18 protein-coding genes, 1 pseudogene and 1 riboswitch are annotated in these 25,779 nt (G+C 32.8%); of the genes and pseudogenes, 9 read left to right on the top strand and 10 right to left on the bottom strand.

Translation table 11 applies throughout. From position 1 onward, the window contains the following. Positions 1 to 502: 502 nt before the first annotated feature. On the bottom strand, positions 503 to 2,032 hold the full coding sequence (locus tag LB941_RS04525; protein WP_253359845.1) for an SEC10/PgrA surface exclusion domain-containing protein: 1,530 nt from the start codon (positions 2,030 to 2,032) through the stop codon (positions 503 to 505). 261 nt (positions 2,033 to 2,293) lie between these two features. Here LB941_RS04525 and LB941_RS04530 point away from each other — a divergent pair, with 261 nt between their 5' ends. The 6 genes from LB941_RS04530 to ribH all read left to right on the top strand — a co-directional run bounded on the left by LB941_RS04530 (position 2,294) and on the right by ribH (position 10,119). Continuing rightward, a complete protein-coding gene (locus LB941_RS04530; protein WP_253359847.1) occupies positions 2,294 to 4,948 on the top strand; it encodes a cation-translocating P-type ATPase in 2,655 nt (884 codons plus the stop codon). A gap of 311 nt (positions 4,949 to 5,259) precedes the next feature. Continuing rightward, positions 5,260 to 6,396 carry a serine hydrolase domain-containing protein gene (locus tag LB941_RS04535; RefSeq protein ID WP_253359849.1) on the top strand — a complete coding sequence of 379 codons (1,137 nt, stop codon included), beginning with the start codon at positions 5,260 to 5,262 and terminating at the stop codon, positions 6,394 to 6,396. A 120-nt stretch (positions 6,397 to 6,516) separates the two neighbouring features. Beyond that, a riboswitch (FMN riboswitch) is annotated at positions 6,517 to 6,651 on the top strand. A 130-nt stretch (positions 6,652 to 6,781) separates the two neighbouring features. Further along, complete coding sequence (gene ribD / locus LB941_RS04540) at positions 6,782 to 7,831, top strand: bifunctional diaminohydroxyphosphoribosylaminopyrimidine deaminase/5-amino-6-(5-phosphoribosylamino)uracil reductase RibD (protein ID WP_253359851.1); 1,050 nt, start codon at positions 6,782 to 6,784, stop codon at positions 7,829 to 7,831. Beyond that, positions 7,831 to 8,439, top strand: a complete 609-nt coding sequence (locus tag LB941_RS04545) for a riboflavin synthase (protein WP_253359853.1) — start codon at positions 7,831 to 7,833, stop codon at positions 8,437 to 8,439. Before ribD ends, LB941_RS04545 begins: the two co-directional genes overlap by 1 nt. Next, positions 8,423 to 9,643, top strand: a complete 1,221-nt coding sequence (gene ribA / locus LB941_RS04550; protein ID WP_253359855.1) for a GTP cyclohydrolase II — start codon at positions 8,423 to 8,425, stop codon at positions 9,641 to 9,643. Before LB941_RS04545 ends, ribA begins: the two co-directional genes overlap by 17 nt. After that, a complete protein-coding gene (gene ribH / locus LB941_RS04555) occupies positions 9,643 to 10,119 on the top strand; it encodes a 6,7-dimethyl-8-ribityllumazine synthase (RefSeq protein ID WP_253359858.1) in 477 nt (158 codons plus the stop codon). The genes ribA and ribH overlap by 1 nt, the downstream gene beginning before the upstream one ends. 458 nt (positions 10,120 to 10,577) lie before the next feature. On the opposite strand, the gene LB941_RS04560 is transcribed toward ribH, so the two are convergent. After that, positions 10,578 to 11,828, bottom strand: coding sequence for an RNA-guided endonuclease InsQ/TnpB family protein (locus LB941_RS04560; RefSeq protein WP_253359896.1), 1,251 nt, complete (start codon positions 11,826 to 11,828; stop codon positions 10,578 to 10,580). 110 nt (positions 11,829 to 11,938) lie between these two features. Here LB941_RS04560 and tnpA point away from each other — a divergent pair. After that, positions 11,939 to 12,378, top strand: a pseudogene (gene tnpA, locus LB941_RS04565) (IS200/IS605 family transposase). A 944-nt stretch (positions 12,379 to 13,322) separates the two neighbouring features. Further along, positions 13,323 to 15,761 (top strand): alpha/beta fold hydrolase, encoded by a 2,439-nt coding sequence (locus LB941_RS04570; protein WP_253359860.1) that lies wholly within the window; start codon positions 13,323 to 13,325, stop codon positions 15,759 to 15,761. A 212-nt stretch (positions 15,762 to 15,973) separates the two neighbouring features. On the opposite strand, the gene LB941_RS04575 is transcribed toward LB941_RS04570, so the two are convergent. From LB941_RS04575 to LB941_RS04610, 8 genes are all read right to left on the bottom strand, one after another. Further along, positions 15,974 to 16,597: a TetR/AcrR family transcriptional regulator gene (locus LB941_RS04575; RefSeq protein ID WP_253359862.1), complete on the bottom strand. Its 624-nt coding sequence runs from the start codon at positions 16,595 to 16,597 to the stop codon at positions 15,974 to 15,976. A gap of 24 nt (positions 16,598 to 16,621) precedes the next feature. Further along, positions 16,622 to 17,746 carry an ABC transporter permease gene (locus tag LB941_RS04580; RefSeq protein ID WP_253359865.1) on the bottom strand — a complete coding sequence of 375 codons (1,125 nt, stop codon included), beginning with the start codon at positions 17,744 to 17,746 and terminating at the stop codon, positions 16,622 to 16,624. Beyond that, entirely contained in the window at positions 17,746 to 18,474 is a 729-nt protein-coding gene (locus tag LB941_RS04585; RefSeq protein WP_253359867.1) for an ABC transporter ATP-binding protein, read from the bottom strand. Before LB941_RS04585 ends, LB941_RS04580 begins: the two co-directional genes overlap by 1 nt. Before the next feature lie 315 nt (positions 18,475 to 18,789). Beyond that, positions 18,790 to 19,992 (bottom strand): hypothetical protein, encoded by a 1,203-nt coding sequence (locus LB941_RS04590; protein ID WP_253359869.1) that lies wholly within the window; start codon positions 19,990 to 19,992, stop codon positions 18,790 to 18,792. A gap of 16 nt (positions 19,993 to 20,008) precedes the next feature. Then, complete coding sequence (locus LB941_RS04595) at positions 20,009 to 21,253, bottom strand: WD40/YVTN/BNR-like repeat-containing protein (protein ID WP_253359871.1); 1,245 nt, start codon at positions 21,251 to 21,253, stop codon at positions 20,009 to 20,011. A 1,202-nt stretch (positions 21,254 to 22,455) separates the two neighbouring features. Then, the gene (locus LB941_RS04600; protein WP_253359873.1) at positions 22,456 to 23,034 is read right to left on the bottom strand and encodes an HD domain-containing protein; all 579 of its coding nucleotides are present in this window, start codon (positions 23,032 to 23,034) and stop codon (positions 22,456 to 22,458) included. Between the two features lie 212 nt (positions 23,035 to 23,246). Continuing rightward, entirely contained in the window at positions 23,247 to 24,110 is an 864-nt protein-coding gene (locus tag LB941_RS04605; protein ID WP_253359875.1) for an IS3 family transposase, read from the bottom strand. Between the two features lie 14 nt (positions 24,111 to 24,124). Then, entirely contained in the window at positions 24,125 to 24,382 is a 258-nt protein-coding gene (locus LB941_RS04610; RefSeq protein WP_253359877.1) for a transposase, read from the bottom strand. Positions 24,383 to 24,571: 189 nt separating this feature from the next. On the opposite strand from LB941_RS04610, the gene LB941_RS04615 reads away from it, so the two are divergent. Continuing rightward, positions 24,572 to 25,669 (top strand): hypothetical protein, encoded by a 1,098-nt coding sequence (locus LB941_RS04615; RefSeq protein WP_253359879.1) that lies wholly within the window; start codon positions 24,572 to 24,574, stop codon positions 25,667 to 25,669. Positions 25,670 to 25,779 lie beyond the last annotated feature (110 nt).

Consider the following 25,779-nt stretch of genomic DNA (forward strand, 5'->3'; position numbering starts at 1 on the left):
CTAATGAACCTTTTATAATGTTGCTTGCAATTTTTCTCTCTTTTTTCTTTTCCAAAATTAAGCCTCCTATGCCAAATCCTAAGATGATTTCAATGTAATCAATTATTACATATATTTATTTTTTTATTTTCAGCATAACAATGTTATAAATAGCGCTCTAACAATTATTTATTCCTAATAAGCTGACTAATAAAAAGTTAAATTGACACAAAATTAGATTATTCAAATAAAAAAATTAAGAATCATCATAAAACAGTATTTCATTGTGACTTAATCTTACATCGAATTAATCGACACGTCTAGTCTCTAACTAGCAAAATGCGAACTTATAACAAACAATGTTATCTTTTATTCGCAAACTAGCATACTTTTTTATGTTACTTAGTCATACTGAAGTTATTTAACTAATTGACTGCTTCTTAAAACAAAAATAAATCCTGACAAACTAGCCATTGCTACTTAGTGTCAGAATCTATTATGCCTATTGTTACTATAAATCTATCTAGAAAAATTTTCGTTTCTTAAATCTTAAACCAAAGAGTCCAGCAATTGCTACTATAATTGCACCTATAATTGAAAATTCAGAATTATTAATTGTCCCTGTTTGTGGTAAAGCTGTTATTTTTTGGGCCTTCACACCAGTTGCAATTGTTTTATTCACAATAACTTTGTTAGGTGCTAGAGCCGCTACTTTACTCTTCTGTTCTATTTTAGTAGCGCTCATAGGCTCTTTTTTTACAAAAGTAGCATTTGCATTATCTTTTGTAATTATCTCTTTATTGCGTTTGCTTGAAGTATTAGAAGACGTATTTGCTAGCAAATTATCTTTTGTCGTTAGCTTATTGCTAAGTGCAAGTTTATCAGTATCTAGTTTCTCAGTTGCTGTATCAAACCTTGTAGCATCTTGGATTAAGTCAGGTGCTATAAATTCCAAATGAATCTGACCATATTTATCTGTTGCAAAAGCAAAATATTCCATACTATCCGTTGTACTATAATGTGCTACATTTGTAATTGATAAACTGTGTTGCCAGTTAGAACCCGAATCTGCAAACAACATATATGTAATCGTATAGTAGATAGCACTTTTAAGGTTATCTAAACTAATATTATTCGTTGCTATATTGCTAGTTAGAAATCCCTCACTTAAATCTTCATAATAATTACTACCTGTAACTAATCCGTATTCACCTGCAACGGTACTGATTGCCGCCACGTCATGTTCATTTTTGTCAAATAATTCCCAGTTATCGCTATCATAACGCTTTGCTACTGCCTGCGCAAAATCTAGCGCACCCTTTGAAACTGTTATATTTACTGTTCCCAATTGATCCCTTACTTGGTTAATTAATCCGGCTGCAAATTCGGATAATGCTACTCTTTGCGCTTGAGTTAGATTATCAATATCTGTAATTTTTACATCAGCATCTGCCATATTCGTTTTATATGTATTTTGATCTAAGGATTTGGCTACCAGTTCAACTAGCTCGCTATCGTCTTCTGTGCCCGATTTATAGAAAGCTTCTAGCGCATTGCCATAACCACTTGGTAATGTAATTGTATTACCATCTACTGCATCATTTTCCGTAGCTTTTGTACTCTCAACTGCATCAGTTGTTTGTGTTTCTGAATTACCTGTACTTGTCGCTTCAGCCGCAGCTATTATACTCGTTGTAGCTGTACTATTTGTGTCAGCTTGAATGCTTGCGGTTGTAGACCTATCCGCATTTATTTTTTCTGTAGTCGAACTAGAACTGCTGCTTGCCATTTTGTCACTGCTATTACTCTCGTTCTTGCTTTCATCAATACTACTTGAAGAGGTAATTGTATTTGCTTGCGAAACTTGCACAGTTTGTGTTTGTTCTGCAACCGTTGCTGTTGTCTGACTGCTTGTAGATAGCGCTGTTGAACTACTACTTATCGAACTAGTAGCAGTATCTGCATTTACTTTTGTAACTCCACCAACACCTAGTGATATGACTGCCGTTGTCGCTACGATGACTAAATTGTTATTTTTTTTACTTTTTGACATAAATATCCCCCCTATTCAAGCCCTAGCCTATATTAATTAATTCTTTGTCACACTACTATTTTAAACATCATTCTTATTTAATTAAAAAATATTAGTTTTTATTCTAAAATTAAGTTTTACATTTCTAACGAACCAATGTCAATACGTCATTTTCAATTGTCTCATTATACTGCTGTTTTGCTTGTTCTATCAGGTATATAACTTTCTTACCTCGTAGGTTTATGTTACATTTAAAATATAAAATACGAAAGGATTGTCACAATGAATAAGCAAAAATATCACCAACTTTCTGTTGAAGAAACTCTGCATGACTTTAAAACACAGCCGACTGGTCTCTCCATAAATGAAGTCGATGAACGATTACAAAAATACGGTCCTAATCTTTTGAGTGAGCAAAAGAAAAGTTCTCTGCTCCAAAAATTCATCGCACAATTTAAAGACCTAATGATTGTAATCTTAATGGTAGCCGCTTTAATCGCTGCATTTGCAGGTGATTTATCAGATGCCATTATCATCTTTTTGGTTATTATCTTAAACGCTGTTTTTGGTGTTTTCCAAGAAGCCAAAGCGGAAAATGCAATTGATGCGTTAAAAGAGATGACAACTCCATCTTCACGCGTTATCCGCTCGAATACAATTCAAACCGTGAAAAGCTCTGATTTAGTTCCTGGCGATATTATCTTACTTGAAGCAGGTGATATTATTCCTGCTGATGTTCGTTTTATAAAAGCTGCATCACTTAAAGTTGAAGAAGCTGCTTTAACCGGAGAATCTGTTCCAGTTAATAAGAATACTGCCGCAATCTCACAAGCAGATATTTCACTTGGAGACAGAAAGAATCTAGGTTACATGAACACTAGTATCACCTATGGTACTGCCACCGCTGTAGTCACTACCACTGGAATGAATACTGAGGTCGGCCATATCGCTAATATGTTAAATAATGTCAAGCAAACAACGACCCCTCTACAAAAAAGTATCGTCCATTTAAGTAAAATATTAAGTATTCTCGTTTTAGTAATTGCAGCTCTTGTGTTTATCATTGGAATTGTTGCTGATCGTGCTTCTGTACTTGAGATGTTACTTACCTCTATTTCGCTAGCAGTTGCGGCGATTCCAGAAGGTCTTCCAGCTATTGTTACGATTACTCTAGCGTTGGGCACTCAAACTATGGCGAAAAAAAATGCATTGATTCGTAAACTTCCAGCAGTTGAAACTCTTGGTACAACCGAGATAATTGCCTCAGATAAGACAGGTACTTTAACTCAAAATAAAATGACTGTTGAAAGAATTTATGAATCAAATCAATTAGAAGATGTAAAAAATAAGGATGCTAAAAACATTCAGAGTAGTTTGATGCAAGCTATGATTTTAGCTAATGATAGTCAACAAAGCGCTGATGGACTTTTGGGTGATCCAACCGAAACAGCGCTAATTCAATACTACTTGGATAACTCAACTGACGTTTCAGATATTATAACTAATTATCCACGTCTTTTTTCATTACCTTTTGACTCTGAAAGAAAACTAATGTCAGTTATTGTCGAAAAAAACGGTGAAAAGTTTTTATTCATTAAAGGTGCTGTTGATGAGTTACTGAAACGTACTGTGTCTATTGAGATTAATAATCAAATCACACCACTTTCTGCTAATGCTCGTGCAGAAATTTTACAAGTTAATCAACAGATGGCTCAGCTTGCTCTTCGTGTCTTGGCTTTTGCCTATCGACCTCTAGCTGAAATACCTGAAAACCCAACATCACTTAATCTAGAACAAGAACTAATTTTTACTGGAATGGTTGGAATGATTGATCCTGAGCGACCTGAAGTTAAAGATGCCATACGCCAAGCAAAATCTGCTGGGATTAAAACATTAATGATTACCGGTGATCATAAAGACACCGCTGCAGCTATCGCAACCCGTTTAGGAATTTTGGACGCAGCTACTTTCCCCAATAGTGTTATTACCGGTACACAATTAGATCAACTATCAACTGAAGAATTAAATCAAACAGTTGAAAACTATTCAGTATATGCTAGAGTTGCTCCTGAACATAAAGTTAGAATTGTGAAAGCGTGGCAGCAAAAAGGAAAAATTGTTGCTATGACAGGCGATGGCGTTAATGACGCACCTGCTTTAAAAACAGCAGATATTGGGGTTGGTATGGGCATTACTGGTACAGAAGTATCTAAAAATGCCAGTGACATTGTTCTTGCTGATGATAATTTTGCAACTATCATCACAGCTGTTAAAGAAGGTCGCAAAGTTTTTGCCAATATTCAAAAAGCTATCCAGTATCTCTTGTCTGCCAACTTAGGTGAAGTTCTTACTTTGTTTCTCATGACCATGTTGGGTTGGGATATTTTTGCTCCAGCACAGATTCTTTGGATTAATCTTGTAACTGACACTTTCCCAGCAATTGCGTTAGGTATTGAACAAGCTGAAAGCTCAATCATGCAAAGAAAGCCTCGTGGTACTAAATCTAGCTTCTTTAGTGATGGTGTGCTTTCTAGCATCACTTATCAAGGGTTATTAGAAGGCACATTAACGCTTGGTGTTTATTGGCTAGCAATTAACTACCCATTACACTCTTCTCAAGCCTTAATTCATGCTGATGCTTTAACAATGGCGTTTGCAACTTTGGGATTAATCCAGATTTTCCATGCTTTTAACTCAAAATCGTTGCATGGAACTATCTTTACAAAAGATCTTTTTGCTAATAAAATGTTTAACTGGTCTATTTTAATCTCGACAGTTCTTTTATTTGCAACAATTCTAATTCCATCTTTCAACGATATTTTTAAAGTTAGTCATTTAGCCCCTCAGCAATGGTTGATTGTTCTTATAGCTGGGGTATTGATGCTCATCATTGTTGAATTAGTTAAATTAATACAACGTACTTTCTTTACCAAATAACTAGCTCTTTTGGTCTTTATTATTTGTTTGGTGGATACAAACACGTTGAACTGTATATACTGAGTCTGAGACAAAAATCTCAGACTTTTTTGTCTCAAACTACTTAGTTCTCAAATATCCCTCCCAAAAAATACTATGTTCAAGCAATTGAAATCTTATATCTTTTTTTAACAAATTACAAATACTCATGATTTTACTGATTAGCTTAATTTTTTCCTAATTCATATAATAAAATTAACTACTTTTTTCTTAAAATTACTTTACAATATAGTTACATTGAAAAATATACTTTAATTCTGGGGGAATTAAGTTTGAAAAAAATATTTTATCTACTTGTTTTGGGTATAATCGTTATTCTCATCATTTTATTTACTGTTTCAAAAATTAACAAACAAGAAACGCACCTAAACAGTAGTACTGCTGTCATTAAAAAAAGCAGTGCAAAAAAAGCGTCTACAAAACATCACCATCAAAAAAAGGATACTACACTATCCACTATTGACTTGAATGAAAATCTCGATAATATCCTTCTTAAAGCTAATTTTAACGGAACAGCTTTAATTGTTAAAAATAATAAAATACTCTTACGCAAAGGTTATGGTTACGCTAACTTTTCAACAAAAAAACTAAACACACCTAATACCCTCTATTTAATTGCATCAACGCAAAAAGCCTTTATCGCCACCAGTATTTTACAGCTCGATCAACAACACAAGTTATCTATTGATGATCCAATTAGCAAATTCCTGCCACATTTTCCAAACGGAAATCAAATAAAACTACGCAATTTTCTAACTCATACCTCCAGTATTGTGGGTCGTTCAGAAGATTCACAAACAAAAACACTTGATCAAATGATTTTTGAAATTGAAGGCCATGGCACACAAGGTCCGATAGGTAAATGGAAATATGAGGACTCTAACTACACTGTATTGGTAAAAGTTTTAGAAAAAGTTACTGGTGAGAGTTTTAGAGTTTATTTAAATCAGCATCTTTTCCACCCTACTAATATTACACAAGTTGGCTATGTAACTAGTGATTTTAATAATTTAGCTGATGCGTCTAGCGGCTATGTTGAAGAAAATAATCAATTAAAAGCTAATCCGCTACCCAACGTTTCTCAATTGTATGGTGTTGGAGATATGTTCATGGATATCAATTCGATGTACAAATTTGACAAAGCCTTAGTCGCTAATAAATTTTTAGATACAGCTCACTTAAATGAAATGTTTACGCCTGGTAGCAGTTCTCACTATGCGATGGGTTTCTATAATGATCCTGGATTAATTATTAATCGTGGTTATCTGTCAGGTTGGGTTATCTCTAACGGTTTCACGCATGATGGTAAAGATTTTATTTTACTCTTTTCAAATGTTAAAAATAAAAATGTTTCGCTTGGAAAACTCAATGACCAAATCTTAGGTGCTTTAAGTCAAATACATGGTTGAAATTGTTTTATTTTGTTTTTCTAAATATTAGTTTATTTTCTATAATATTGAATACAATTAAAAATATTTATTTGCAGTATAAGTCGTTTTCATGTATACTATCTCTCGAAAACTGAATACAGATTTCTTCGGGGCAGGGTGTAATTCCCGACCGACGGTAATAACTTCTTAGTTAAAGTCCGTGAGCTGCATCAAGCAGTGGATCCAGTGTAAGTCTGGAACCGACAGTTATAGTCTGGATGGGAGAAGAAACAATATAATTTTTCATACCAATAATATGTTTTTTTGCACATTATTGTATCTTACTCGTATGAAATCTTATTTAGCTTATCAATAAATGAGCCTCACATTTAATATGTGGGGCTTTTTTCGTGAGGTGAATAAGGTGGAAGATTTACAATTTTTAAATCTTGCAATTATGGAAGCACAAAAAGCAAGAGATAGTACTTGGACAAACCCACTAGTTGGTGCTGTGATTGTAAAAAATCACAAAGTACTTGCTACAGGATATCATCACAAGTTTGGACAAGTTCATGCAGAAATAGATGCACTAAATAATTTAGCTGACATTCATGATGCCAGAAACGCTACAATCTATATAACACTCGAACCATGTAGTCACTATGGAAAAACACCCCCCTGTGCCAACAGGCTAATTACAGTTGGTATCAAGCGTGTTGTCATAGGCCAAAAAGATCCCAATCCTCTAGTTGCGGGTAAGGGAATCACACTATTAGAAAATGCAGGTGTCTCCGTTGATTTAATTGGGCATACAGAATACTTAAATATGAAATACAATTTCTTCTTTAAAAATAAACGCCCTTTTATAACACTTAAATATGCCATGACACTTGATGGAAAGATAAATCAATATAAGTCTAGTAGAAGCATTATCAGTAACTATACTTCCTACTTAGATACTCAAAATCTAAGAGCAGATAATCAAGCTATTTTAATTGGAGAAACAACCTTAATTGCAGATAATCCACAATTAAATGTTCGTACAAAAACTATGGAATTTCCACCAATTAAAATAATTTTAGTCAATAGTGCAGATAGTCTGGATTCATCTTTAAATATCTTTCAAGGTACTGAACCAGTTTGGATATTAAGTAGACGTATTTCAAAAAAGCATTGGCCCAAAAATATACAAGTATATTCCAACTCTCATTGGTCTGTTAAAGACATTATTAATTTTCTAAATAAAAAAGAAATTCAGTCTTTATTGGTAGAAGGTGGCAGTTCTATTCACGCAAAATTTGTTTCAGCAAATTTAGTTGATGAACTAGTGATATATATCGCACCTAAAATATTTGGAGGCTCTAGTTTACCAGCTATATATGGAGTAACAAACTCAAATAACTTCGATATGACTATTAAAGACATCAGCCAATTAGATGGTGATATTCGTATTATTGCAAGGAGGACTAATTAATGTTCACAGGAATCATTAAAAGCGTAGGAAAGATAAAGTTTATTACAACTACTCAGAATACATCTCATATTGGAATTAGTACATCACTTACTAAACAAATTCATACTAATATAGGCGATAGTATTGCAATTAATGGTGTTTGTTTAACAGTTACTGCTTTTTCAAAACATGGTTTTGAAGTTGATATAATGCCAGAAACAATGCGCCGAACTACTTTAGATAATCTATTAGCTGGACAGAAAGTAAACATCGAACCTGCCTTGTTGCTAAGTAGCCGCTTAGATGGTCACTTAGTTCTTGGACACATAGATACAATAGCTACTTTAACAAATATTATTTTCGAAACCAATTCACGTACACTAATATTTAAACTACCAGTAGCCTATACAAATTATGTTGTTGAAAAGGGTTCTATTGCCATTGATGGGGTTAGCTTAACCGTTGCAAGTAAAAATAACACCTTATTTTCTATTAGCTTAATTCCGCATACTCTCACAAAAACTACTCTTGAAAATTTAAAAATAGGTGATCAAGTAAATATTGAAACAGATATTTTAGGCAAATATATTTTGCAAGATACGGAGGCTAACTATGACGAAAAATATTGATGTAATTACACGAATTGAACAAGCTTTGCAAGTCTTAAAAAATGGTGGATTAATAATCGTTACCGACTCTGAAAAAAGAGAAGCGGAAGGAGACATGGTTGGATTAGCTGAATACGCAACCCAAGAAACTGTAAATAAAATGGTTAGTAAAGCTCGCGGTTTATTATGTGTTCCAATGACTCAAGAATATGCCAATCGACTTAATTTAACAATGATGACCGCTAACGAAACTGAACCTTTTGGAACAGCTTTTACTATTAGCGCCGATGCCAAAACCACATCCACTGGTATATCTGCTATCGAACGTGCAGATACAATTAGACAATTAGCTAATTCAAATAAACATGCCGATGATTTTTATCATCCAGGCCATATTTTCCCACTAATTGCAGCCAAACATGGTGTATTACAAAGAGCTGGACATACCGAAGCAGCTGTTGATTTAGCTAAATTAGCTGGAGTTAGTCCAGTAGCTTATATTTGTGAAATTTTGAAAAAAGATGGTTCAATGGCAAGAAAACGTGATTTAAAACCTTTTGCTGAAGGTATTCAAATGCCATTAATTTCAATTCAAGATATTATACACTATCGTTTCATAAAGGATATTGATGTTGCTGAATCTATAACACAAGTTAAATTACCAACAAAATTTGGAAACTTTAACTTAGAAGCGTTTGACACCCATATAACAAAAGAACCAACTCTTCTTATATCTAAGGGCACCCTGGATAACCAAAAGCCCTTACTGCTAAGAATTCATTCTGAATGTCTAACAGGTGATATATTTAGCTCAAAACGTTGTGATTGTGGTGAGCAATTAGACTTATCTCTAAAAATGATTGAAAAAGCTGGCTACGGTGCTGTCTTATATTTACGACAAGAAGGGCGTGGTATCGGATTATCTAATAAGCTAAAGGCGTATAAATTACAAGAACAAGGATTTGATACAGTTGATGCCAATATTCATCTTGGATTTGCCCCTGATCAACGAAACTATGGTTTAGTTGCTTCAATTTTAAAGAAAAAAGGTATCAATCAAGTAGAGCTATTAACTAATAACCCAGATAAAATTAAACAACTTACATTATTGGGAATCAAGGTAACGAACCGTATTTCAATAGAAACCACTCCAAATATTGATGATCAAACATATCTACAGACTAAAAAGCATAAATTAAGCCATTTACTCAAGGAGGTACAATAATGAAAACATATGGTGGTAGTATAGTTGGTACTAATAAAAAAATAGGTATTGTAGTTTCAGACTTTAATCAATTAATTACTAGCAAATTGCTCAGTGGAACAGTAACTGAATTACAGAAATTTGGAGTATATGATCAAGATATCACTGTAGTTCATGTACCTGGGGCAATGGAATTGCCTCGCGTTGCTAATCAGTTAAGTAAAACAAATTTATTCGATGGACTAATAGCTCTTGGTTCTGTAATTAAAGGTGAGACCTCACACTATGACTATGTTTGTTCAGAAACTGCACGCGGTATATCGCAAGTATCACTGGACAGTAAAATTCCAGTTATGTTCGGTGTACTAACAACCGATACTATAGAACAAGCAATAAATCGTTCTGGTGGTAAAGGTGGTAATAAAGGCAGCGAATGTGCCCAAGGTGTTCTCCAAATGATTGGCTTTGATAACTGGATAAAAAATTCGCTCCACTAACTTTTAATATTAAAATCGTTTTACTTTTAAATAAAATATTATTATCAATAAGACCCTTTCTCTAACAAATATGTAGTTATCTGTATGGCAGAGAGGTGTCTTTTTTTACTCTAACTATTAAAAATATTCATACTAATATATTCCACAATGTTTATTAGTTACATACATTTACTTGATATACTTACTCAAATTACTTTTTTTAATCCATCGTCTTTTTAACACTAATGCAAAAAAGATGGGAGCAAAACCGATGAATAATAGGCTTATAAATAAACTCTTTGCTAAATCATAGACCCAATGTCAACCACTCCCGTCTAAAGTCGGAAGCTTGTGAGAACTGCCCCTAACGGCGCAACGACCACAAATTGCTTAGATACAGCGATTGCCTGTAAGCAGGTCTTACGTGCTAATTACCAAAGCCTTTATAGTCCGCAGGTTGCCAGACGGACTGTATTCTCTTACATTGATGCTATACCTTTAGCCAAAATATTTTTAGCAGCATTATGGTCACGAATATGGTAGGTTTCGCATTGCGGACATGTCCAATCACGGTCGGCTAGCGTAAGTTTGTTAGTTGTTCCAGTACCCATAACAAAACCGCAAGCACTACATGTTTGGGTAGTGTTTCTAGGGTTAACGGTGATAAATTTTTGACCATACAGATCGGCTTTATAAGCTAGCATGCCTAAAAACGTGCGCCAGCCAACATCAGAAATACTCATGGCCAGAACGTGATTTCGTAGCGTATTCTTACTTCTTAGCTCTTCAGCGACAACCAAATCGTGTTTCTTGATAAGTGTTGTCGAGACGAGATGTAGAAAGTTTTTACGGCGATTAGCAATTTTACGCTGAATAGCAGCAACGACGTTACGCTGTTTCTGATAATTCTTGGCATTACTTAATGGTTTGTGCTCTTTTTTGGCACGTAGTGCCCGTCGAGAAAGTTTACGCTGTGCTTTTGCCAACGTACCTTTAACAGAACGATAGTAACGGGGATTGGCAACAATCTTTCCTTCGGAGTCAGTTAGAAAATTATCAATATTTAAGTCAATCCCAATTGAAGTGGCTGTTTCATTATTAACTTTGTTTACAAAAGGTTGTTCAGATGCTAATTGCATTGAGACATAGTAACGACCAGTGGCGTCCATTGAGATTGTGGTTGTGCCAATACGAATATTGTCGAGACGATTGAATATTTCCTTTGATATACCCTTGAAACGCAAGCTACCTAATTTCGGTAGTTGAATATGTCGGAAATTAATGATCCTAACACTGCCATTTTTCATGTTAGGTAGAGCTAATTTACTAGCATACATACATGAAGTTTGGTATTTTTGTTCAATTCTTTTTTTATGAAACACTGGTATTCCAGCACGATGAACTTTTCTAAATAAATTCCAAGCAGCACGATAGTTTTTGATAGCATTAGCCTTCATTAAGCTGTCTAAATCATTATCGTTAAGCCAACCATGAACATTTGATATGCCAGTAGATGGCGTCTTTAATCGCTGTTCTAGTGTTTGAATTCGTTTTTGTACCAGTTCAATTGGTATTTTCACTTGGCGAAGTAAAAATAATTCTTTATTCATACCGTTCATTTCATTGTAAATGAAGCGACTAGCATCGCTATTACGCTTAATGAGTCTTTTCTGTTCATTGGACGGAAAAATACGTAATTTTACGCCATAATGATATGGAAGCTTTGCCATAGTCTTACTCAATTAGTTTCACCCCCCTTAACTATGATAAAATCAGTATAACATATAAGCTAATATAAAGCCTTTACAAAACTATATATATAATACTAAGGAGAATTTACATGAGTGCAAAAGATACACGCCTAGATGATGCTATTTATGAACGTAATTACGTTTATAACTTTCATTTTCATTTAATTTGGGTAACAAAATATAGAAATCTTGCATTTACAACGCCGGCATTAGTTTCAGACATGAAGATAATTCTGATAAGAATCGCAGAACTAAATGAGATTACAATAGAAAAAATGGAAGTAATGCCAGACCACATACACATGTTGGTAAGATTCAAGCCTAAGCACGCTCCTACTAATATTGTGAAAGCATTTAAGGGTGCCTCTGCACGCATGTTTTTCGAAAAACACCCAGAAATAAAGCGACAAAAATTCTGGGGGGGCATCTATGGTCTCATAGTTATTACATGAGTACTTTAGGCAATATGAGCAAAGATATTGTGGAACAATATATCCAAAGCCAAAAGAAAAACACTTCACGGCGTTAATACAAAGACATTCATCTGCCTGATTAAAATCATGAGATTTCTGCCCTATTTCTAATTAAAGAAACATGTCTTAAATAAAGTAAAACGATAAATAGACATAAAACGCTAACTAATGAATATATAATCCATCTCCATAACACTTTTAGACTTATAATTAATAATTTCATATACTAAACTTCTTCCTCTTTTATCACCTAATACCCACTCAACGCTCAGTTAAAACCAAATTTAATTATTTAATACAGCAAATATAATATAAAATTTTTAAAGTGTTTATCAAGATAGAATTATACTCTAACTAATTAAGTTAGTAAATCATCTCTTTCAAACACATTCTTTGAAAAATTCAAAATATGTTTAACAAAACATTTGTCAACAATATTCTATAAAAAAAATTTTCATAAATATGAAAAAGTTGCACACTTGTAAGCGCTTAATGTTAAGCTAAGTTATATTTGAAATTTATTATAGAAATATGCATAGCATTTTATGTAAATTTTTATGTGTCAGGGGAGATATTACATCTACGCTGTATATCAATAAGGGGATTGCTATATATCGTAAAAAATATGCACATAATTATTTTCAATGTAACATATTATTCATATCAAAGAAAGGAGTTATCTGTAAATTATCTATTAGCTAACTACAATGCCTATTTAACTACTTAGATAAATATAATCACTTATAAACGACTTTAAGCACATCAATAGCTACTTACTCAATAGCCGTAATTTTAATCTCTAACTTAATACAACACTGCTATTTTCTAGAATAAATTTTCAGATATAAAATGTTTTGCAAAACTTTGTTCTTTATTACGCTCTTAGAATTAAAGTTTTACATTGTAGGTAGTATATATCAAAACTGTGCCAAATAATAATTTTGATGATATATACTACTGTTTTTTGTCTTGTAAGCATGATATAAAAAGGAGCTTCAAAATGAAAAAGGGGTCATATTTAAAGCCATTGTACTTAACCAAAAGAGCAGTAGCTACGGGAGCTGCAGCTATTTTATTATTAACCATGCCTTGTCAAAGCATCATACGTGTCAGTGCCGATGCCATTGTCGCATCAAGCAGTTCAGCAAGTAGTCAAACAGCTGCTTCTAGTTCTTCATCAATAGCTAGTTCAAGTAATCAAGAAAACACTACTGCTAACACTTCAGCTACAGTTACTTCAAGCAACGCTACTGCTTCTAGCGCTTCAACTGCAGCTAATTCTAGCAGTCAAGCTGTTTTATCAGTCAATTCAACTACAACAAGCAATTCAAATAACCTAGCAGCCAAGATAAATAACGATTCTAAGTTAAGTTCTACCGATAAAAGTAAGTTAACGGCTATTTTAACTGATGATTCTGATGAAATTACTATTGATGATGTCGGAAAAGGGGCCAATTTCAAACCCAAAGTCTATTTAGAATATTTTAGTGAAAAGTTAAATGATGTCGTTGCATTTGCTAATGGAGACAAACTTAAACTTGAACTCGGCTTAGTGTACTTATTGATTGATCAAACTAATGATGGCAATATTGCAAGCAGATTTGACGTTTCTTCTGATACAATAAAACATCTAATTACAACGTACATCTTATATGATGTTGCATTTGCAAAAAAGAGTGTCCTTTTGTCTTTAGTTTATGGTAGTACTACTCTTTCTAACAATTCAGATGCTAACGGTTTATATCCAAATACGACACAATTAACTGGATCTACCTTGAATAACGAAGATGGCCAGCAAATGAATCTAAAAGCCTATTATGTTAACCAAAATTCTGATAAAACAGTTGTCATTCACTGTGGTTTCAGAGGTAATTGGAATGATGGTATCAAAACACCTGAATATGATGTTTTCTACAATAAAGGTTATAATTTGCTATTTGTTGATTCACGAGCAACTGGGGGTAGTGATGGTAATTATATAACCTATGGTCAATATGAATCTGATGATGTTTTATATTGGATAAATCAAGAGATTCAAGCACGTCCCAATCAAAAAATTGTTCTTTATGGTACATCCATGGGTGCAGCAACAATGATGTCGGTTCTAGCTAAAAATCCTCCTGCAAATGTAAAAGGAATTATTGAAAACTGTGGTTTCAAATCAATAGATGAACAGCTAAGATACACCTATAGTTCCACTATTGCACCAGCACTTGCAAAAATTGTCGGTTCTTGGCTGGATATAGCATCTGACAAAGCTCATGAAGATTTATATATGGGATTAATGAAAACATATTATTTTGACCAAGAGTTAAAATTAAATACAACACAAAATTTACCCGAAATAGGTATGGCTACAAACATCTCAAAATTAATCATTCACGGTGATGCAGATACTGTTGTTCCTGTTTCAAATGCCAAAACTCTCTATAGTTTATCTAATGGATATAAAGACGAACTAATTGTAGCTGGTGCTGATCATGGAAAATCCCAAGAAGTAGCTCCTACTGCCTATCAAGAGCATATTGATAGTTTCTTTGATACCATATTTAATAAAAAATTTAGTGTCGCTGTTAATTATAAAGATGCCGACAACAACGAAATTGCTAAAGCTTCAGAATTAACTGGGAACATTGGCGATGCCTATCAAGCCAATCAAAAAGACATTCCCGGTTATACATTTAAAGAAGTCAAGGGTAACCCTAAAGGAACATTCACTAATCAGAATCAAACAGTTACCTATGTTTACACTAAAAACCCTATAAAAACATCAAATGTCATTGTCAATTATATCGACACTGCTCATAATGAAATTGCTAAAGCTGTGGAATTAACTGGGAACATTGGCGATGCATACCAAACTACTCAAAAAGATATTGATGGCTATACCTTCAAAGAAGTTACGGGTAATACTAAGGGAACTTTTAGCAATCAAACACAAGTGGTAACTTATCTTTATATTAAAAACTCTGTAAAAACATCCACAGTTACCATTAATTATAAAGATACGGATAACAATGTTATTGCAAAACCTTCGCAATTAACTGGAAATATTGGTGATGCATACCAGACGACACAAAGAAATATTGCTGGTTATACTTTTAAAGAAGTTAAAGGTAACGCTAAGGGAACCTTTAGTGAAAAAGACCAAACCGTAACTTATATCTATACTAAAAACTCTAATACAGATAATGATGGGAATAACTCTAATACCAACGGTTCAGATTCAAATAATACTAATTCACAAAACTCTAACGTTTCAAATAATATAGATTCAAAAAATAATAACCCTAGTTTAGACAATATGGTTGCAGCACACATTTTACCTCAATCAGGTGAAACCAACTTCGAGAAAGCAACTATGTTTGGTATTATTTTGATAACGCTATCTATCATTGGCGCATGTTTCATTACTATAAAACGAAATAAAAAGATTTAACACATCCAGTTATTAGCATAGCCCCTTTCTCTTGCTATAACTATCTAGGCCATAAAATAATAGAGTAAAGCAGTAATTATTCATATATTGATTAGCTTTATCGTAAAATAAAAAATGATACTGGTAGAACATCTTTGTTCTCTATCAGTATCATTTTTGCTTATATTATTTTTTATTCGTCCTACGTTTTACTTAGATCTAGCATTTCTCAACTATTTTCCCGTTAATCCAGCAATAATCTGGCGTTCAATTAAATCCGTATCACTTTTTTTATTTGAAGATGGGATAGACAATAGCCTTTCTTGGCTTACAAAAACTAATAATGGTCCCATAAAAATTCGCATAATTTGAAATGAAGTCAATTCCGATCTAATTTCTGGAAATCGCTTTTTAAAATCAGCTAATTTTTCTACGATACTCCCTTCTCCAATAATCACATCTTGAAAATATATACTTAAATCATGTCCATCAAGAATTTCACGAAGAACTATTTTAATAAAATCAAAATTAACATTTACAAATTCAAGACGATCTTTAATCACAAAATGAATTACTTCTTCTAAAGAATCAAAAGTCTTGGATTGTAAAAAAAACGTATCTCTAATTTCTGTTAAAATGGGAATCAGTAATTTAGCTAATAAATCTTCTTTAGAGGCAAAATATTTATAAATCGTCCCTTCGCTAACACCTGCTTGTTTTGCTATTTTAGCAGTTGTCGTTGCATGAAGCCCATTTTTTGCAATTAATTCTAGTGCCGCTTTGAAAACCTTCTTTTTGCCTGCAGGCATATCTTCTTTTATTATTCGTTGTTTGTATATTGATAAACTGTCATCCATCTATTATATTCACCTCAACATTCATTATACTTTCCTATAACGTTTTAAGCCAACCACATTAAGAGCTACTAAAACTAGCAAGAAGATCAATAATGCTATAATATCGCCAATTAATTGGTTAAGCCCATCACCATACATGATTATCTTAGTTAATGCATCGCCTGTATAGGTCAGTGGTAGCACTTTACCGATATACTGAACCCAAGTTGCCATTGAATCAAGCGGAATAATACCAGAAAAGAAAATCTGTGGAACAACAACTAATGGAATAAACTGCATCATCTGAAATTCCGATCCCGCTAATGTTGACATTAATATTCCAAATGCCAAAGCAACCATTGCTAGTAAAACACTTATCAAAATAATGCTTAATATGCTGCCAACTACTTCAATTTTCAACAGCCAGATTGTTGCTAAAACGATAATCGTTGTTTGTACAATTGAGACCATTCCATAACTTATCAAGTATCCAAAAACAATTTCACTTCGCTTAACCGGTGTTGCTAATAATCTATCCAGCGTACCACTTGTTCTTTCTCTTAATAAAGCCATTCCCGAAATCAAAAAAACAAAGAAAAAAACGAAGAAACCCATTAGAATAGGAACAATTTTATTAAAAAAATTCGTGTCACTATTTCCATATTTGTAATAGCTATTAATTTTAGTTTTATTACCAGCTGTTACAAAAAGAGATTTTGTGCTAGTCGGATTAATGTTATTAATAATTACTTCTAGTTTTTGTATTGCTTGCGACAAACCGGTTATTTTTTCCTTTGTTAATGCAACATTTAATGCTTGTTTTGTTAAAGCTGTTTTTGTAGCATCTGTGTTTGTATAAGTAACATTGTAAGTGTTAGCCTTTTCTCTGTATACAATCAATGCATCAATTTTATTTTCTTGTAGTTTCTCTTTGGCAACAGTCTGACTTGAATATTCTACTATTGAAACATCACTTGTCTTTTCCAAATTTTTTTGCACAATCTGTGGAACATCGACAGCAGCTAGCTTAATCTTTGTATCTGAATTAGCAGAAAACATAATATTCATTAACCACATTATTAATATTGGAGCCAATAACATCAATGCTAAAGACCGCTTATCTCGCAATAATTCAGCTAATATCCGTTTAACAATCGCAAATATTCTCATTATCTCAATTCCTCGCTTTCCTCTGCTTTTAAGAAAACTTCTTCTATAGACTCAACCGCATATTGTTTTTCTAAATTTTGAGGACTATCGTCTGCAATAATATTACCATGTAGTAATAAGGCTACTCGATCTGTTAACTCCGCTTCTGACATAACGTGTGTTGTAATCAAAATACTTGTTCCAGCATCTCTTAGTATGCCTAACTCTTGCCATATTTTTTTCCGCAATGCTGGATCAATTCCAACAGTCGGTTCATCTAGAATTAATAATTCTGGACTTCCTAACAAAGCAATTGCTAATGACAATCTTCGCTTCATCCCCCCTGAATACTCGGATACACGACGATTTAAACTAGTTGATAAATCGACAATTCTGGCGACATGTGTAATTTCATTGGTTAACTGTTCTTTTGAAATACCTTTCATTTTAGCGAAAAACTCTAAGTTAGCTTTCGCAGATAGTGTTTCGTATAATGCATCAGATTGCGCCATATACCCAATTCGACCCAAGATTTTGCGATTTGGCATTGTCGTTGCTAATATAAAAGCCTCACCACCATCAGCTTTCTCCATCCCTAACATTGTTTTGATAACAGTTGATTTTCCAGCACCAGAAGGCCCTATTAATCCAAGAATTTCACCTTTTTTTACTACTAAGTTAATTTCTCTAAGAACAACCTGTTTATCAAATTTCTTTCTTATCTGCTTTAGATAAACTACATATTTCATAAAGACATCCCCTTTTTAGGTCGGTGAGTAAGCACTCACTTGGTTTACAAAATTAGTATAGTAAGTATTTACTCACTTGTCAATAAATATTATTTTCAGTATAGTTTGTACGAAACCACGTTCACATTGTGCTGAGAAATTTTTACTTATATTAAACTTTACTGCTATTAAATGATGTAAACTCTACCCTAGTTTTAAAACTTCCGCCACTCATAGGCATAGCTTTTTTTGATTGCAAAATAAAAGAAGTCTCTCTAATAAAAGACTTCTTTATTACATCAATCTGATTTTTATATCTATGTTCCAACCATTAACTTAAACTATTTCTTCATTTCCCTTGCTAGGCTTTGCTAAAGTTCCTGTGTCCTTTTGATCAGCCTGCTCCTGGGCAGTAGCAACCAAACTTTGAAGTTTTTGAATCGTTAGCTTTTGTGCTGGCTTTTGTGACTTGAATGTTGTAGCAATTTCACTAGCAACCTGATACTCACCTGCAAAATAATTAGCAAAATAGTTATCAAACTTGTTAAGACTATTCTTGTTTTTCTTGTTTCTCACGCTCTTTTTAAGTATCTTAAATTGCTCATAGACGTTTTTTGCATCTTCATACCGCTTAAGTTCAAGTAAGGATAAGATATGATATGGAATGGAATAAGCTTTAATTGTTTTTTTTAAAACTGCCCTATCAAAAATCTGGATACATTGTTCATATTCAGCAACATGATACAGTGCATATATTAGATATTCTTCAAAACCTACTGCTACAATTGTTAAATCATAAGGAAGACTATATATTTCTTTAACAAATAAAATAATCTCTCCAAAATTACCATTCCAAAGTTCTTCTCGAATACGCATAAATTCTTTGAGTACACATTTTATAAAAAAAGCAATGTTCACTATTTCCAAGACTATAACAAGAAAAACTATCCCCAATAAATATTTCCACAAAATAATCCCCATAAAAGCAATTAACAACAATACACTAGTGTTTGCTGAGAAAAGTAACATATTCTTATAACAATTCTGAATATAGGTTTGAGAAAGTTGAATACTTTTTTTACGGCTACTTTCAAACCTCGTTACTTGCAGTTTATTAGTTACAAGCCCAAAGTCAGCTTGCGACTTACTTTTATTACGTTTTAAAATTTTACATAGGAAAATTAGTATCAACAAAACAAATAGGACTACAGAAAAAATCTGGTAAAAAGATGGTAAATAACGACCAAGATACACCGTCCCACCTAAACAAGCTATGCTGATGGATAAGTCTAAGCCAAAAGCTTTTTTATATGTCATTTGCCAAAATTTTTTAGTGTTTTCAAATGTCCTCTTTTCTTCGATAAATAAATTATAAAAAATCAAAAAGAATAATTGACCAACACAAAGTGCACAAATCAACGATATTATGCCTAGACTAATACTCTGATATTCAAATAATAGTACTAGTGCATTATATAAATAAAAACTTGAAAATATTGCTGCAAAACATCCAATTGCGATTTTCAACGTTTTAACCACAACTTCACACCCCCTTTTACTTTGCTGCTTGTTGCTTTTTATAGTCAAATGAAGCTAAATCCAAGCTTTCTTCCATAACAGCTTCCATTAATTTATTATTTTTAGCATAATCACCATTTTCACCTTGTTGCATTATTAGGTATATTTTCCCCTTATAAGTATACATTGCGGAAGGTACAGTAAACGGATTACCACCCTTTATGTTCTCAATGTCGTCAGGAAAATCAAGTGTAACCGGGCGCATGTTTTCTCCCCCATCATCAGAGAATTTGAAGCCGCCTAGCTTACTAGCATAATAAACCAAATTATCATTATCCCAATAAACCAAAGTCACATTTGATTGATCAAGTGATTTAGGGAAACTAGCATTGGACCAAGTCTGCATATCACTAGTATAAAGGGTTGCATAATAATCCGTGCCTAATGCTTCATCTGTTGCATAGGTCACATAAACTCGATCATCAGTTTTGGAGATAAAGGCCTTTGCTCGAAAACCCTTATATTTTAATTTTGAATAAGTCCAATGCTTCCCTTTATCTAAACTATACAAAATCCCTGTTGATTTTTTACGATACGCAACAAAAGCCGTAAACTCAGGGGTAATAATATAACTACCCGAATTAAGTGTTTCATCATATGAATTATTAGGTGTTATAAATACTTGCCGATAGCCATTAGGGACAAGAACCTTATCTTTTTTATTATCATAAGTTACATAGAGTTTTTGATTCTCAGTAAAATACTTCATTGCCCTTGTCTTTGTAGTATTAGTTGGCAATTTCACAGCAATGTTGGTGTTCCTTTTTGCACTTTTTGAAGAATCACTTGCGTTTGAGTTTGTAAGACTCTTTTGTTTGGCTTTGTTTTGTATAAGCCAATGATTTTTATGATGATATACGTAAAAATTTTGGTTTATAGCTAGTGAATCATCAAAATATGTTCTATCAAGGCTTGGTGCAAGCTTTTTATTATTCCCCTGATTATCGAAAATATAGGTAAATCTATACTTATTGCCGCCTCTCCAGCTTATCTGAAATCCAGAATAATATGCTAAGCGATAATTATATGGAACCTGCCATCCTTGATAAGAAACAATATTTTTCTCAGCCGCCTTTTTCAAGGCACTAACCTTTGAATTTGCAATTACATGTTGCTTTGTTGGCTTAGTATAGTTATGCCAAGCATATTCTTGAACAGCAGCAACAACTGCAAAAACAACTAAATATAATATAACTGCGACTCCCCATTTTTTGATTTTCATCTTTTTCCACTCATTTACTTTAAGATATCTCATATTATTCTCTTATTTTTACCGTTATTCAATACAAATTATTTAAGTTTTCTTGAATAATTATCAACTCTTTTTACCTCCAAGATTATTTTTAAATCCGTTTTTATCTAATGACTGGCTTTGACTTTTTCCAAACTCTTAATAAGATTTTGTTCAAATTCCGACGAATTATAATTCATTGTCTCTAGAAATCTTCTAAACACTAAAAAGCTGTCTACTCCCATTAAGAATAGACAGCTAGATAAATTATCCCAATTTTTTATCTTGAATTGTCAAATTAAATATAACTCTTTACCAAAATAGGCCTCATATGTCTCTTTTGACAAAAGCTAAAAATTGTTTTTTATCAGTATAATCAGATTTCATGATAACACCGCCAGATATTTTCTAATTTCATCTTCAACCTTAAATATCGTTGCATATTCCATCAATAACCGAATATTTTTTTCTTTTGCTCAACTTGCTTGCTTAATTGTTTCAGCATCTGATTGATCCCGTGTCCGGAGAATATCACATAAGGTTCGTTCACCCTTATAAACTTTGACCATGTGACCACCCGGGATTCTAATTTCATCCAGACCAATTTGGTAAAACTCTCTTTTTTGGCGGTAAATTTTCAATGGTGTCTTTAAGTTGCGACTATATGAATATAGGTAATGGAAAATTAATTTTATAAATACTAGGCGTTTAGTCAATCATGCTATGTAAAAATAGAGCAGTATCTTTAAAATAGACTCCTTTTGACAAACAATATTGTAAAGCTGCCATATCATCGTCAAACTCTACTGGATCAATATAAACACCGGGCATTAATCTTTCAAGTTACTGTTGCTTAGTCATTTTACTTAAAACTGCACGTGATATTCCTAAAACTGCAGCATCAGTATTTGTAATTTATCCACCGTGAGAATTAATAAATGTCAGTACTTTTTCTATTTGTTTCATATAGCCTCTCCATTTCCCATTTTACACATATTTTGTTACACAGTGAGTAAAACTGAAATTTTTTAGTCATACATGCCGGTTAACTTGAAAGGCACTGGCTTTTTTTATCAAAGTCAAACTGCACTTGCCACTTTTGCTACTTTAAGCTGGGCTTGTACTCCTTACTTTGGCTCATTTAAGGGTCAATTTTCTTAGACAATTCCTGTAGAGTACTACGCAAAAATCTCTTATAGATATAATCCCTTTTCAACACTCTTCTGTACAATGTCTTCAACTAGTTCCCACAGTTCTTTTGATTCGTTCTTGATAAACGATTTCTTTTTCAATACCATTTCTGAGGTCATATTCTCAGGGTTGTAATTTTTATCAGAAACCACTAAATGATTTATTAGTGGGACTAAAGCATCTATTATCCTAGCATATCGCGCTTCAGGACTACCACCCTTCTCAAACTCTTGCCATAATTTCCGTAACTCTTCGGACTGATCTATAGGTAATAATTCTGTACTCCTATTAAACGAAAGTAATTCTTTCTCGTGGGAACTTTTTTTCCCTTTTTCATCATATGCCCATGTATCTCCAGCATAGACTTCTCCTAAATCATGGATGAGTAACATTTCAATTACTTTTTCCATATCCAATTTATCTGGATAATATTCCTTAAAAACTGAAGCCATAATGGCACCTTGCCACTGATGTTCTGCATCGTTTTCAAATCTACCATCTAAAGTTCTATTATGCCTTGTAACCGCCTTAGATTTCTCAATTTCTGCAATAAATGATACTTGTTTTTTCAGTCTATTCATTTTTATACTCCTTTTATAATTTTATTTACTTAGATATCGATGACTCTTCTATGAGTAAATTGATGTCTTTACCAGTTACACTACATCTGTACAAGCTCTTTAACAAGTAGTACTGATAAATTAAATGTGGATCTGAGTCAAATTTTTGGACATCTCTTGGTAGAATTGTTGAAACAATTGATTACGGATTATTTCATTACCTCGACTGAAAATTAGGCAGTGAATTGTCGTTGTTCAAACATATTTGGTGTCAAATAATTCAAACTACTGTGAATGCGATGATTGTTGTAAAAGCCCTCGATGTACTGAAATAGCGTTATTTTTTCACTTTCGAAATTTTTATAAGTGTGTAAATAGACCTCCTCTTTTTTCAAAGATGCATGAAATGATTCAATAGTTGTGTTGTCATAAGGACAGCCTTTGCGGCTGTAAGAATGTTTGATTTCTAACTGTTTAAGGGCTTCATTAAACATATTGCTGGTGTATTGAGAGCCCATATCTGAATGAAGAATCAACTTTTCTTTAGATGTTTTCTGAGTTCCAAAAGCTGCCTTCAAAGTTTGTAGGCATAAATCTACAGTCATGTTTTTTGAAAAACAGTGGGCAATGATTTTTTTCGAATGAAGATCTTGGATGGATGAAAGATAACACCAACCATCTAGAACTGTATAAATATAGGTAATATCTGTAACCCACTTTTGGTTAAGTGAAGTTATTGAAAAGTCCTGTTTTATTAGGTTGAGGAATTGATCCAATTTTTGCATTGTAGTTGGTCCTGGACGCCACTTTCTAACTGTTTTTGACCAAAGGCCAAGCTCTCTCATAATTTTTTGAACTAATTTCAAACTTGCATGATCACCTTGACGATTCAAGATGTAATGGATTTTTGGCGCACCATAGATATCATGAGATTCATGATATATTTTAGTGATTTGTTCTTTTAAGTACTCATGATACAGTTTTTGCTTTGATGTTTTGTGATTTTTAGTGGCGTAATAGGTTGACCTTGGGAAAGATAATATAGTACAAGATTCTTGGATAGTATGTTTAGGTTCGTTGACTTCAATAGCTGCCAACCATTCATCAGATGTTACTTTTTCGCGAATATGGTTAATGCTTTTTTTAAGATATCGTTCTCACTTTCAAGTTGAGCTAATCGTTTTTGTAAAGCTAAGACATCTGCTTGGGTTTGCCCAGTGGCATCATCCTTTGTGTAAAGTTTTGCCCAATTATAAATTATCGCATTTGACAGACCATATTCGTTTTTTAATTCATTGATTGAAGTTCCGTTGTTATATAAATCAACAATTGTCTTTTTAAAATCAACGGTATATTTCTTCCTTTTCATAGGCGGCACGATCCTTTCATATTTAAAATTCTACCAGATCATGTCCATAAATTCATACTAGCATCAAGATAGATAGTTAATTAATAAGTAGACTAGAAAAAGATGATTCGTTAAAATAAATTATTTATGTATTAAGCGTTTTTTTAATATGGTAAAATTATTGTAAATAGCAGTAAAGGAGAGTAAGTAGTGAGCACTCGAGAACAAGCAATTTTATACTGGCTTTTAGTTTTACTATTTCTTATTATAGTATTTGGAAGAAAAAACAATCTGCTGGACTCTTTAAAAGATGTTATCAAATACACGATAAAATTTTTATTAAATCCTATTGCTATGGTAATAATTGCAATTAATTTACTGTACATCTTTATAATTTATTATTTCGTATATAAAGATGATTTGCAAATTTCTTTATGGTATATAAAAGACTACTTAATTGTTTTACTTTTTTCAGTATTTCCAATTGTTGAGTATTTAAAGAAATTGAAATTTAGTGAAATATTTCATGAGAAAACAACTGAACTGTTCAGTTTAGTAACGATTCTTCTCTTTATAAATTCAACGTATACTTTGCCCGTTGTTTGGGAAATGGTATTAGTATTTGTTGTAACGTTTCTTTCTATATTTATAGCAGTCGCAAATCAAAAGGAAGATACGAAAATTGTCTCTAAGTTTTTTAATTTTTTCTTGATAGGTATAGGTTTATTTATGATATACACGTCACTAGATCAATTTCTTAAAAATGTGAAAGATATTTTTTCGTTAGATTTTTGGATTTCCTTTGGAATAGAACCTTTGGTATGGGTATTAAATATTCCTGTAATTTATCTAGCTAGAGAGATGATTTACATAGAAAAAAAACTTATCTTCAGTGACCATAAAAATAGGATATATAGTTATTTTATATATTGGTTTCAAATGCTAGTGAAAAAAATAAAATTTAGAAAATATAAAGATATTTATCCTGTTTTATCTAGTTCTATAAAGGAAGCTAAAGAACTATCCGCTATTGGAGGAAACCGTATTTATATAAAAATAAATATAGAAAATATATCAAATGAGATTTTAATATCCATTGTTAGTGATGCCATATTGGGACGCAATAAATATACGGGCATAATTAATCAAAGAGAGAAGTACCCTAATGTAGTAGAAATAAGAAATAAGAATAACGAATTATATGCATTTTGGCAAGATTCGTTTATAACTCCTGAATACAGAGATAATAGAATAGATGGTATGGAAACTATTGAATTAATAGAAGGAATTAAGTTAGTTCAGAATTAAAAGATTATTGGTTGCAAAATGGTTGCATAATATAGTAAGCATCCACCAGCATAGCTGGTGGCTTTTTTATAGCCCTAGAAGGGCTTGGGCCAACGCAAATAGCCCCTTTA

This window comes from Ligilactobacillus ubinensis (genome assembly GCF_024160875.1).
Taxonomy (GTDB): domain Bacteria; phylum Bacillota; class Bacilli; order Lactobacillales; family Lactobacillaceae; genus Ligilactobacillus; species Ligilactobacillus ubinensis.